This is a genomic window from Nocardia sp. NPDC004068, assembly GCF_042874315.1.
Taxonomy (GTDB): domain Bacteria; phylum Actinomycetota; class Actinomycetes; order Mycobacteriales; family Mycobacteriaceae; genus Nocardia.
In genome coordinates, this window is record NZ_JBIAMW010000007.1 from 80,276 (window position 1) to 92,243 (window position 11,968).

Genomic DNA, 11,968 nt, shown 5'->3' on the forward strand with positions numbered 1-11,968 from the left:
CGAATCCGCACCCGTTTCAGGGCCCCACAAAGGGTGCGGATCCAGATAAAGGGTGCGGCTGGGTTGGCGTAATGCTTTGGGGGGTGGGCGTTTTGAGGGGGTTTGGCGTTAGAGGGTTCGGATTTCGGATTCGTAGGTGTTTCGGGTGGTGGGGTCGGTGGGGTGGAGGGCTCGGGTGCCGTTGAGGAGGCGGCGGACCAGGCGGGTGGCGGGTTCGGGGGCTGCGGCGAGAGCCAGGTCCAAGGGGGACAGGTAGGCGGGGACGGGGGTTTCGGGGCGGCGGGTGTGGCAGGTTTTGACGATGGCGGCGGCCACGTCCTCGGGGTCGACGGTGGGGAGGCCGCGGCCGAGGGTGAGGCCGGAGGAGAGGCGGGTGCGGACGGCCGAGGGGAGAACGCAGCTGACGCTGATGCCGTGATCGGCGAATTCCAAACGGGTGGCGGCCGACAGGCCCACGGCGGCGAACTTGCTCGCGTTGTAGACCGCGAGGCCGGGCAGCGGCACCTTGCCCGCGAGGGAGGCGACATTGACGACGTGACCGCGCCCGCGGGTGATCATGCCGGGCACCACCGCGCGCATGCCGTGGATCAATCCCCACACGTTCACATCGATCGTGGTGCGCCCCACCGCATCCGGCTCCGCCAGGAACTCCCCGGCGGGCATCACCCCGGCATTGTTCACCAGCACATCGATCCGCCCCACCTCGCCGACCGCCGCGTCCCACTGCTCCCGAACCCGGACATCGAGCCGCACCGCGCGCCCGTGCACCGCCGAGGCCACGTCCCGCGCCGCCGCGAGATCCACATCGGCGACCACGACCTCGGCCCCCTTCCGCGCGAACGACTCGGCGGTCGCCGCGCCGATACCGCGCCCGCCCCCGGTGACGAACACGCGCGCGCCGTTCAAATCGATTGCCGGATAATCGTTTCCGAAAAGATTCATGCGAAGACTCCCTGTTCCACCGCGCGCCGAGTGCTGCGCAGACTGTGCTCGAACGTCGCCACCCGCCGCCGTCCGTCCATGAAATTGGCCCCCATCACCGCGAGATCCTCCGCCCGCGCGTCGATCCGCAGCACCTTCGTCCCCCGCGCCCGCAGCCCGGCGATCTCCCGAGACAGCCTGGCGCTCATCCGATTCCGCAGCTGCCGCTCCAACAGATGCCCCGGCCCCTCGACCCGCTCCCGCCGCGCCGACGCCATCGGCGCCAGCACCACGACCTCGTCCAGCTCCACGTCCCCCAGCAGATCCACCGACGCCGTCGAGGCCGCGCCCCCGTCGACATACCGCCGCCCCTCGATCGTCACCGGCGGAAACCAGCCGGGAATCGCCCACGAAGCCCGCAGCGCCGCACCGAGATTCGCGGTCGGCGCGCCCGGCGACCCGAACGCCACCCGCCGCCCGCTCGCGTAGTCCATCGCCACCAGCCAGGTCGCCGGATGCGACACCCACTCCCGGCCGGGCGCGAGTTCCTCGGCCAGCCGCTGCAACCACGCCGCGTCGCCCCCGCCCTCCGGCAACAACCCGCTGCCCGCCGTCAACAGCCCTTGCCCCCGCCGCACCCGCGGCGACGCCAACGTCCGCAGCCCGTGCCGCGGCGAGCCCAGCCGCGGGCGCGGCAACGGCGGAAACCGCCCGGGCGCGTCCCGCAGATGCCGCGCCAACACCGAATCGCCGTGTCCGCGTTGCATATCCAGCAGCTCGTCCACGCCCACCCCGCTGCCCAGCATGGTCACCAGCTCCGCCCCGCCGACGTCCCGATCAGCACGTCCGCCTCCCGCGGATCCCACGCCAGCACGTCCCGCACGGCCCCCAGCGCCGCCACCGTCCACGCCGCCCCGAGGGTGCCGCCGCACCCGATCGCCAATCCGCGCCTGGCCCCATTGCCGTTACTCATGGTTTCGCACACTAACAGACTTCAAATACCACCGGTATCCCAAAACCTCTCGTCCCTAGAATCACCCCATGCCCCGATTGACCCGGTCCGAAAGCCAGGCCCGCACCCGCGCGGAACTGCTCGACACCGCGCGGACGCTGTTCCTGTCCGAGGGCTACGCCCGCACGAGCCTGGAACGCGTGGCCGAGGAGGCGGGCTACTCCAAGGGCGCGGTCTACTCGAACTTCCGCACCAAATCCCAGCTCTGCCTCGAGGTGCTGGCCCTCATTCACGAGACCAAGTTCGCCGAGGTGAGCGAGGTCGTGCGCACCGCGGGCACGCTGGAGGATCGCCTCGCGCGGCTGGAGGACTGGGCCGAGGCCACCCTCGGCGACGTGGGCTGGACCATGCTGGAATTCGAATTCGCCATCGTCGCCCGCGACGACCCCGCGCTCCAAGCCGCGCTGGTCGCCGATCTGAGCCTGGTGCGCGGCACGGTCGCCGCCCAATTGCACGCCCTCGCCGGCGATCTCGGCGTCGAGCTGCCGATGGCCGCCGAGGACGCGGCCACGCTGGTGTTGAGTACGGGATTGGGCCTGGGCATTCAGCGGGCGGTGGATCCGTCGCTGTCCGCGCGCCTGATCACCGCGGCGGTCCGCGGTCTGCTGCGCTCGGCTACGAACGGAAGTGCAGCGTCCACTCGCCGCGATAGTGCAGCCGAGTGACGCTCAGCGGCGGAATGTCGATGCGCCAGAACGACTTCGCGGGTGCGTCGAGGGTCACCAGCAGCGCCGCGCGGACGACCGCCGGATGGGTGACCGCGATGGTGGACACGTCCTGGGCGGCCATGTCGTCGAGCCACTCCCGCGTCCGCTCGAGGACGTCGACGACCGACTCACCCCCGTGCCCGCGGAACTTCGGATCGGTCAGCCACGCGTAGAGCTCGTCCTGGGGCACCGACAGCAATTCCCCGCCCCGCCAGGCCCCGGCGTCCAGATCGCGCAGCCGATCGTCCTCGTCGCCGAGCAGGCCCAGCAGCGCCGCGGTCTCGACCGCCCGGCGCTCGGGCGCGGTGAGGACCCGCGCCGCGGGTAATCGCCCGCACGCGGAAACGGCCCGGCGGCCCGCCTCGGTGAGCGGTTCGTCCACCGGGAATCTAGCTTTGCGCATCGCTTCGGTCATACCGTGACTGACGAGGTCGAGTCGGAGGACCTTCTGCACGGTTCGAAGCGTACGGCGCTCGATGGCGGCGCGGGTCGTGATTGCCGCGCCTTCGCTCCACCCGTTGTTGTCGGTGGTGGGGTGCAGACTGGGACCCATGGACCAGTTCTCGCGCGCCACCCAGGAGTGGTTCGACGGCGCCTTCGCCGCGCCGACGGCCGCTCAGTTGGGCGCGTGGCAGGCCATTTCGGCCGGTGAACACACCCTGGTCGTCGCGCCGACGGGTTCGGGGAAGACCTTGTCGGCGTTCCTGTGGGCGATCGACCGGCTCGCCACCCGACCCCCCGCCGACGGTCCGGCGCGCACGAGTGTGCTCTACATCTCGCCGTTGAAGGCGCTGGCCGTCGACGTCGAACGGAATCTGCGCGCGCCGCTCGTCGGGGTCACCCAGACCGCCAAGCGGCTGGGGCTGCCCGCCCCCGAGATCACCGTCGGCGTGCGCTCCGGCGACACCACCCCCGCCGCGCGCCGGACCATGCAGCGCACCCCGCCCGACATCCTCATCACCACCCCCGAATCGCTGTTCCTCATGCTGACCTCGGCCGCGCGCGAGACGCTGAGCGAGGTCCGCACGGTCATCGTCGACGAGGTGCACGCCATCGCGGGCTCCAAACGCGGTGCGCACCTGGCGCTTTCGCTGGCCCGGCTGGATCTGCTGACCGAGCGTCCCGCCCAGCGCATCGGGCTGTCGGCGACGGTGCGCCCGCCCGAGGAGGTCGGCCGGTTCCTGGTGGGTCCGGCCCCGATCGCCATCGTCGCGCCGCCCGCGCCCAAGACCTTCGACCTGTCGGTCCGCGTTCCCGTCGCCGATATGACCGAACCGGGCGATTCGGACGATCAGCCCGGTTCGATCTGGCCGCACGTCGACTCCGCCATCGTCGATCTGGTGCTGGCACACCGCTCCTCGATCGTGTTCGCGAATTCGCGTCGCCTCGCCGAACGCCTGACCGCGCGGCTGAACGAGGCGTACACCGCGCGGCTCGGCGATCCGGTGGACACCGAGCACGCCCCGCCCGCCCAGCTCGGCCCCTCCACCGAGGTCACCCACGGCGCCGAGCAGTTGCTCGCCCGCGCCCATCACGGGTCGGTCAGCAAGGAGCAGCGCGCGCTCATCGAGGACGACCTCAAGAGCGGGCGGCTGCGCTGCGTGGTCGCGACGAGCAGTCTCGAGCTGGGCATCGATATGGGCGCGGTCGATCTGGTGGTGCAGGTGGAGGCGCCGCCGTCGGTGGCCAGCGGCCTGCAACGGGTCGGGCGGGCGGGCCATCAGGTGGGCGAGATCTCGCGCGGGGTGATCTTCCCCAAGCACCGCACCGACGTCGTGCACTGCGCGGTCGCCTCGATGCGGATGACCGCCGGCCAGATCGAGGAGCTGTCGATTCCGGCGCATCCGCTGGACATCCTCGCCCAGCAGACGGTCGCCGCCTGCGCGCTGGAGCCGATCGATGTGGACACCTGGTTCGAAACCGTCCGCGGCACCGGCAGTTACGCCACCCTGCCGCGCTCGGCCTACGAGTCGGTCCTCGATCTGCTGGCGGGCCGCTACCCCTCCGACGAATTCGCCGAGCTGCGCCCGCGGGTGGTCTGGGACCGCGACGCGGGCACGCTGACCGGACGTCCCGGCGCGCAACGCCTCGCCGTCACCTCCGGCGGCGCCATCCCCGACCGCGGCCTGTTCCCGGTCTTCATGGTCGGCGAAAAGGCCTCGCGCGTAGGCGAACTCGACGAGGAGATGGTCTACGAATCCCGCGTCGGCGACGTCTTCGCCCTCGGCGCGACCAGCTGGCGCATCGAGGAGATCACCCACGACCGCGTCCTGGTGTCCCCCGCGTTCGGCCTGCCCGGCCGATTACCGTTCTGGCACGGCGACTCCCTGGGTCGCCCGGCCGAATTGGGCGCCGCCCTGGGCGAATTCGTCCGCACCGCCGGTCAGGCCATCGAGCGCGCACCTGCCGCCCGGGTGGACACGCTGGTCGGGGCTACTTCCGACCCGGAGGTGACGAAGCGCGGAGCTGGGGCATCGTCAGACTCGTCCAAGCGCGGGCAGCGCAGGGCCGGGGCGGAATTGGACGAACTCGAGCGGATCTCGCGCGCCGCTGGGTTGGATGCGTTCGCGACGGCCAATCTCGTTGCGCTGCTGCGGGATCAGCAGCAGGCGACGGGGCAGCTGCCCACCGATCGGACGCTGGTGGTGGAGCGGTTCCGTGACGAGCTCGGGGACTGGCGGCTGGTTCTGCACTCGCCGTACGGGTTGCCGGTGCACGCGCCGTGGGCGCTCGCGGTGGGGTCGCGGTTGCGCGAACGATTCGGGGTGGACGCCGCGCCGACCGCCTCCGACGACGGCATCGTGGTCCGGCTGCCCGACACCACCGACGATCCGCCGGGCGCGGAGCTGTTCGTCTTCGAATCCGACGAGATCGACGACATCGTCACCGAGCAGGTGGGCGCGTCGGCGCTGTTCGCCTCCCGTTTCCGGGAGTGCGCGGCGCGCGCCCTGCTGCTGCCGCGGCGCGATCCCGGGCGGCGGGCGCCGCTGTGGCAGCAGCGGCAGCGGGCCGCCCAATTGCTCGATGTGGCAAGGAAATTCCCGGACTTCCCGATCCTGCTCGAGACCGTGCGCGAATGTCTCCAGGACGTCTACGACCTGCCCGCGCTGCGTCGGCTGCTCGGGGAGGTGGCGCGGCGCAAACTGCGTCTGGTGGCGGTGGAGACGGCCGCGCCCTCGCCGTTCGCCAATTCGATGCTGTTCGACTACATCGGACAGTTCATGTACGAGGGCGACAGCCCGCTCGCCGAGCGCCGCGCCGCCGCCCTGTCGCTGGATTCGAGTCTGCTCGCGGAACTGCTCGGACGGGTGGAGCTGCGGGAACTGCTGGACGCCGACGTCATCGCGCTGACCGAACGAGAGTTGCAGCGGCTCACACCCGAACGTCACGCCCGCGAGCTCGAGGGTCTCGCCGACCTGTTGCGCCTGCTCGGCCCGCTCACCCCCGACGAGGCCGCGCGGCGTTGTACCGACGATCCGATACCGTGGTTCGAGGAGCTGTCGAAAACCCGTCGCGCACTGGAGGTTTCGTTCGCCGGGCAGCGGTGGTGGGTGGCCGTGGAGGACGCCGCGCGATTGCGGGACGCCCTCGGGGTGCCGTTGCCGATCGGCACGCCGACGGCTTTCATCGAACCCGTACCCGATCCGCTCGGCGATCTCGTCGGCCGCTACGCCCGCACCCACGCGCCGTTCACTCTCGACGCGGTCGCGCGCCGGTTCGGCATCGGCACGGCGGTCGCCGCGACGGCGCTGCATCGACTCGCGGCCGAGAAACGCGTGGTCGAGGGCGAATTCACGCCGGGCGCGGCGGGCGCGGAATGGTGCGACGCCCAAGTTCTGCGCCGCCTGCGCCGCCGCTCCCTGGCCGCCGCGCGCAAGGAGGTCGAGCCGGTGTCGACCGCCGCGTTCGCCCGGTTCCTGCCCGCCTGGCAGCACGTCGGGACGGGAGAGTTGCGGGGTGTGGACGGCGTGGCCGCGGTGGTGGAACAGCTTGCGGGCGTGCCCATTCCGGCCTCGGCGTGGGAGTCGCTGGTCCTGCCGTCGCGGGTGCGCGACTACTCCCCCGCCATGCTCGACGAGCTGATGGCCACCGGCGAGGTGGTCTGGTCGGGTCACGGGTCGATCACCGCCAAGGACGGCTGGGTCGCGTTGCATCCCGCCGATCAGCTCCCGCTCACCCTGCCGCCGCCGGACGAGATCGACTTCGGGGCGACGCACGTTCAGCTGTTGTTGTCGTTGGGGGCGACGCTCATACCCGTGGACGCGCAAGGTCGCTCCCTTCCCGGCGACACGTCGAAACATGCTGTGGGAGGGGAGGTTTCGCTCGAGCCCGAGAGACCCGCTGCGGAGGTGATGGATTCGTCGGTCACCGTCGAGCCCGAAGCGGGCGGGCGGATGCAAGTGGTGCCGTCCACGGGCGGCGCGTACTTCTTCCGGCAGCTGTCGGACGCCACCGGCCTGCTCGACGACAACGCCGTGGCGTCCGCGCTCTGGGACCTGGTGTGGGCGGGGTATGTCGCCGGAGACACCTTCGCGCCGGTTCGAGCACTATTGTCCGGCACCACGCGCAGCACCACCGCCCACCGCACCCCCCGCCGGACCCCGCGCGGCCGGATGTACCTCCCCCGGGCGAACATGCCCACCCGCACCGGCCCGCCGACGGTCGCCGGACGGTGGTCGCTGCTGCCGGAACGCGAGGCGGACAACACGATTCGCGCGCACGCCACCGCCGACGTCCTCCTGGAACGCTACGGCGTCCTGACCCGCGGCCCCGTGCAGAGCGAGGGCGTCTCGGGCGGCTTCGCGCTCATGTACCGCGTCCTGACCGAATTCGAGGACCGCGGTCGCTGCCGCCGCGGATACTTCGTCGACTCCCTCGGCGGCGCCCAGTTCTCCACCACCGATGTCGTGGACCGCCTGCGCTCCTACGACTCCGACAGCGCCCAGCAGGGCGCTCTCGCCCTGGCGTCCTGCGATCCCGCGAACCCCTACGGCGCCGCGCTGCCCTGGCCCAAGTCCGCGGCCGAGGGCGCGGGACACCGTCCCGGCCGCAAGGCGGGCGCCCTGGTCGTCCTGGTGAACGGCGAACTGGCCCTCTACCTCGAACGCGGCGGCAAGACCCTGCTCACCTTCACCGAGGACCCCCAGGTCCGCAGCGAGGCCGCCGCCGCACTCGCGGCACTGGTCACGACGCGGCGGGTCGATTCGCTGGTCATCGACCGCGTCGACGGGGAATCGGTGCACGGCAACACTTTCGCCACCTTCCTCACCGAGGCGGGGTTCGCCGCGACCCCGCGCGGGTTCCGGCTGCGGGGCAAACCATGATCCAAGGGTCCAGCGGGGGCAGCGCGTTCGCGTTCGGTCACGGAGGCGGGGTTCGCCGCGACTCCGCGGGCAATCCGGCTGCGGAGCAAATCATGGGCCGCTGGCCCGAGGGCGCGCTCGGCGATGCTTGTGATCGGAATGCGTTCGGGTGGTGTCGAGTTCGCCTGGGCATCGTGGCGTGGGGCAATCCGGCGACGACAATCGTGGCGGCGGGAACGGGTGCGGCCCAGGCCGCGGAGCGCACCGGGATGCCGCATGCCCGAGGGTGACACCGTCTTCCTTGCCGCCGCTCGGCTGCGGCGAGCGCTCGACGGAAAGACCTTGACGCGCAGCGACTTTCGCGTGCCCCGCTACGCGACTCTCGATCTGCGCGGCGAGCCCGTGGAGAGCGTCGGAAGCTACGGCAAGCATCTGTTCGTCCGGACCCCGCGGGTCAGCATCCACACCCATCTCAAGATGGAGGGGGTCTGGCGGGTCTACCGCCCCGGCGAGCGGTGGACCAAACCCGGCTTCACCGCGCGACTCGTACTGGGCACCGAAGACGCCGAGGCCGTGGGTTTTTCGCTGGGTCTGGTGGAGGTCCTGCGACGCGCGGACGAGCACACGGCGACCGATCATCTCGGCCCGGATCTATTGGGGCCGAACTGGAATCCCCAGGAGGCCGTGCGCCGCCTGCTCGAGCAACCCGAACGACCAATCGGGCTCGCCCTGCTCGATCAACGGAATCTGGCCGGCATCGGCAACATCTACCGCAGCGAAGTCTGCTTCCTACACCGCGTCCACCCGTCCACCCCCGTAGCCGCGGTACCCGATCCCATCGCGCTGGTCGAGGAGGCACACCGCATCCTCACCGAGGCCGTCCGCCACCCACCCCGCCGCCCCCTCGCCTACGGCCGCGCCAACCAACCCTGCCGCCGCTGCGGCAACGGCATGGTGGTCCGAATGCTCGCAGACGAGGTCGCCGACAGATCCGAACGCAGCGTCTACTTCTGCCCCCATTGCCAACCCGCACCCGACTGACCGCCCGCCGACAAACGCGATGTCTCAAGACGATCCGCGCTCAGCGACCACGTCCCGGCACCCCCGGCCCAAACACCCCGGCTCCCACCCACCACGGTGACACCACCGGCAAAACACCCCGCCGCTCACCGACGACCCAGCGCCCCCGGCGAAGCACCGCGCGCCCACCGACCACGGCCCGGCACCCGGCGAAACCACCCGCGTCCGCCCCACCATGGTCCGGCAGCCCAGGCGAAGCACCTCGCGCTCACCCACCACGACCCGACACCCCGGCGAAACAACCCCGCGCCTGCCCACCATGATCCGGCAGCCCAGGCGAAGCACCTCGCGCTCACCCACCACTACCCGACACCCCGGCGAAGCCTCTCGCGCTCACCCACCACGACCCGGCCCCCCGGCCAAACACCCTTGCGCCCAAGGACCACGGCATAGCGCCCCTGGCCAAACACCCCGCGTCCACAGAACCCGGCGCGCCAACCCCACCTCGAAGATTCGCCCGTGTAATTTGCCATTCAATTGCTAACGCTCAGCATCCGGGCTCCGACACATCCGTGGAAGATCCCGCCGCGCAACCGAGGAGCAGGCAGATGACGACGGTGACGAATGTTCGGCGCCGCACGTTCGATATTGCCGTGCAGGTGCTCATCGCGGTGGTTTGTGTCGCCGCGACGGTCGTCTTCAGTGTTCTCCTGCTGCACCAGCGTTCCGCCGCGCACGACCATCCCACCCCGCAGCCCTCCGCTCCGGCCATCGTCGCGCACTGACCGACCGCGAAAACCTCGATCCCGAAACCCGTTCCAGAGGTAACCCAACCCCAAGCGCGGCAACCCCAGCCGCACCCCTTATTCGAATCCGCGCCCCTTCCAAGGGCATACAAAGGGTGCGGATTCGGACAAAGGGTGCGGCTGGGGTGGGTCAGCTTTCGACGGGGACCGGTTCGAGGATTTCGGGGCGGGGTTCGGGGGCGGCGGCTCGGAGGGCGTCGGCGGAGATGTCGTCGGGTTGGGTTTGGGAGTGGATCTCGGCCTCCACTCGGGCTGTGTAGGTGGCTATTTCGCGGGTGGTCTCGGCTTCGGTCCAGCCGAGGACGGGGGCTATCAGGTGGGCAACCTCCTCGGCGCAGGCGGTGCCGCGGTGGGAGTACTCGATGGAGATCCGGGTGCGGCGGGCGAGGATGTCGTCGAGGTGGAGGGCGCCTTCGGCGGTGGCGGCGTAGAGGGCCTCGACCTTGAGGTAGCTGGGGGCCTCGGTGATGGGCTGGAGCAGGGTGGGGTCGCCCGCGGCGAGGTCGAGGACGTCGGTGAGCATCGACCCGTAGCGATTGAGCAGGTGTTCGATGCGGTAGGGGTGGACGCCGTAGGTTTCCGCGAGGTGGGGGGTCTGGTTGAGGAGGGCGAAGTAGCCGTCCGCGCCGAGCAGGGGGACCTTCTCGGTGATCGAAGGAGAGACGCGTTGCGGAATGTCTTGTGCCGCAGCGTCGACCGCGTCGTAGGCCATGACCCGATACGTCGTGTACTTGCCACCCGCGATGGCGACCAGACCGGGGGCCAGGCGGGCGACCGCGTGCTCGCGCGACAGCTTCGAGGTCTCGTCGCTCTCCCCCGCGAGCAGGGGGCGCAGGCCCGCGTAGACGCCTTGAATGTCGTCGTGGGTCAGAGGCGTGACCAGCACGCGATTGATCTGTTCGAGCAGGTAGTCGATATCGGCCTTGGTCGCGGCCGGATGGGCCAGATCCAGATTCCAGTCGGTGTCGGTGGTCCCGATGATCCAGTGGTTGTTGGACTTCCACGGAATGACGAACAGCACCGAGGTCGCCGTGCGCAGGATCAGGCCGGTATCGCTGGCGATCCGATCCCGCGGCACCACGATGTGCACGCCCTTGGACGCCCGCACATGGAACCGCCCGCGCAACTGCGACAGCGCCTGGATCTCATCGGTCCACACCCCGGTCGAATTGATGACCACATGCCCGCGCACCTCGGTCGTACGCCCGTCCTCGCTGTCGCGCACCTTCACCCCGACGACCCGGTCCGCCTCGCGCAAAAATCCCACCACCTGCGTCGACGTCCGCACGACCGCACCGTAGTGGGCCGCGGTCCGCGCGACGGTCATGGTGTGCCTGGCGTCGTCGACGACCGTGTCGTAGTAGGTGAGCCCGCCGATCAGCGCGTCGCGCCGCAGCCCGGGGAACAGGCGCAGCGCGCCCGAGCGGGTCAGATGATGTTGTCCCGGAACGGATTTCTTGCCGCCCATGGTGTCGTACAACGTCAAACCCGCTGCGACATAGGGCCTTTCCCACGCGCGGTGGGTCAGCGGATACAGAAAGCGCAACGGCTGCACCAGATGTGGGGCCAGCGACGTCAGGCTCAGCTCGCGTTCGCGCAGTGCCTCGCGCACCAGCCCGAACTCCAGCTGTTCGAGATAGCGCAGCCCGCCGTGGAACATCTTCGACGACCGGCTCGACGTGCCCGAGGCCAGATCGCGCGCCTCCACCAGGGCGACCTCGAGGCCGCGGGTGGCCGCGTCGAGCGCGATGCCCGCGCCGACCACGCCGCCGCCGATCACGATCACGTCGAAGTGGTCCTTGCCCAGCCGCTCCCAGGCCGCCGCCCGCTGCTCGGGGCCCAACGCGCCGCAGGACTGCCCGCGTGGTTCCGCTTTGTTCGTCGTCATCGCCCCACTCCTCCGCGACCCCTCGCCCCGCGACGGGCCGCCTCGTCGGTGCAAGCTCCGGTCCTTGGCTGTTCGGGTACAGGCTAGGCGAAACGCGGCACGGCACCCGAGATCGACACTAGTCGACCCCGCCCACCCTCGCGATGTGACGTGCGGTGCTCTGGGGACGGATCACCCACCACCCTCGCGACGCGACGCGCGGTGCCCCGGAGACGGATCACCCACCACCCACACGATGTGACATGCGGTGCCCCGGGAACGGATCACCACCCTCGCCACGTGACGTGCGGTGCCTTGGGAACGGATCACCC

At 70.6% G+C, this 11,968-nt stretch carries 7 protein-coding genes and 1 pseudogene; 4 read left to right on the forward strand and 4 right to left on the reverse strand.

Annotated features, from left to right (window positions below; translation table 11 throughout):
• Positions 1 to 108 precede the first annotated feature (108 nt).
• Both ACFYTQ_RS19165 and ACFYTQ_RS19170 read right to left on the reverse strand, forming a co-directional pair.
• Positions 109 to 942 (reverse strand): SDR family oxidoreductase, encoded by an 834-nt coding sequence (locus ACFYTQ_RS19165; RefSeq protein WP_387362476.1) that lies wholly within the window; start codon positions 940 to 942, stop codon positions 109 to 111.
• Positions 939 to 1,894, reverse strand: a pseudogene (locus ACFYTQ_RS19170) (patatin-like phospholipase family protein). The gene ACFYTQ_RS19165 and the pseudogene ACFYTQ_RS19170 overlap by 4 nt, the downstream one beginning before the upstream one ends.
• 68 nt (positions 1,895 to 1,962) lie before the next feature.
• Between ACFYTQ_RS19170 and ACFYTQ_RS19175 the strand changes: the two are divergent.
• On the forward strand, positions 1,963 to 2,598 hold the full coding sequence (locus ACFYTQ_RS19175; RefSeq protein ID WP_387362478.1) for a TetR/AcrR family transcriptional regulator: 636 nt from the start codon (positions 1,963 to 1,965) through the stop codon (positions 2,596 to 2,598).
• Here the strand turns inward: ACFYTQ_RS19175 and ACFYTQ_RS19180 are convergent.
• Positions 2,549 to 3,094 (reverse strand): histidine phosphatase family protein, encoded by a 546-nt coding sequence (locus tag ACFYTQ_RS19180; RefSeq protein WP_387362480.1) that lies wholly within the window; start codon positions 3,092 to 3,094, stop codon positions 2,549 to 2,551. The genes ACFYTQ_RS19175 and ACFYTQ_RS19180 overlap by 50 nt on opposite strands.
• Positions 3,095 to 3,191: 97 nt before the next feature.
• Here ACFYTQ_RS19180 and ACFYTQ_RS19185 point away from each other — a divergent pair, with 97 nt between their 5' ends.
• The 3 genes from ACFYTQ_RS19185 (at position 3,192) to ACFYTQ_RS19195 (ending at position 9,748) form a co-directional block, all read left to right on the forward strand.
• Positions 3,192 to 7,964, forward strand: a complete 4,773-nt coding sequence (locus ACFYTQ_RS19185; protein ID WP_387362482.1) for an ATP-dependent helicase — start codon at positions 3,192 to 3,194, stop codon at positions 7,962 to 7,964.
• Between the two features lie 255 nt (positions 7,965 to 8,219).
• Complete coding sequence (locus ACFYTQ_RS19190; RefSeq protein WP_387362484.1) at positions 8,220 to 8,984, forward strand: DNA-formamidopyrimidine glycosylase family protein; 765 nt, start codon at positions 8,220 to 8,222, stop codon at positions 8,982 to 8,984.
• 587 nt (positions 8,985 to 9,571) lie between these two features.
• On the forward strand, positions 9,572 to 9,748 hold the full coding sequence (locus ACFYTQ_RS19195; RefSeq protein WP_387362486.1) for a hypothetical protein: 177 nt from the start codon (positions 9,572 to 9,574) through the stop codon (positions 9,746 to 9,748).
• 151 nt (positions 9,749 to 9,899) lie between these two features.
• Here the strand turns inward: ACFYTQ_RS19195 and ACFYTQ_RS19200 are convergent, their stop codons facing one another.
• Positions 9,900 to 11,657: a glycerol-3-phosphate dehydrogenase/oxidase gene (locus ACFYTQ_RS19200; RefSeq protein WP_387362488.1), complete on the reverse strand. Its 1,758-nt coding sequence runs from the start codon at positions 11,655 to 11,657 to the stop codon at positions 9,900 to 9,902.
• Between the last annotated feature and the right edge of the window lie 311 nt (positions 11,658 to 11,968).

Bases quoted from the DNA above. Each gene is read 5' to 3' on its own strand.
- ACFYTQ_RS19165 (WP_387362476.1), bottom strand. From the start codon at position 942: ATGAATCTTTTCGGAAACGATTATCCGGCAATCGATTTGAACGGCGCG.
- ACFYTQ_RS19175 (WP_387362478.1), top strand. From the start codon at position 1,963: ATGCCCCGATTGACCCGGTCCGAAAGCCAGGCCCGCACCCGCGCGGAA.
- ACFYTQ_RS19185 (WP_387362482.1), top strand. From the start codon at position 3,192: ATGGACCAGTTCTCGCGCGCCACCCAGGAGTGGTTCGACGGCGCCTTC.
- ACFYTQ_RS19190 (WP_387362484.1), top strand. From the start codon at position 8,220: ATGCCCGAGGGTGACACCGTCTTCCTTGCCGCCGCTCGGCTGCGGCGA.
- ACFYTQ_RS19195 (WP_387362486.1), top strand. From the start codon at position 9,572: ATGACGACGGTGACGAATGTTCGGCGCCGCACGTTCGATATTGCCGTG.
- ACFYTQ_RS19200 (WP_387362488.1), bottom strand. From the start codon at position 11,657: ATGACGACGAACAAAGCGGAACCACGCGGGCAGTCCTGCGGCGCGTTG.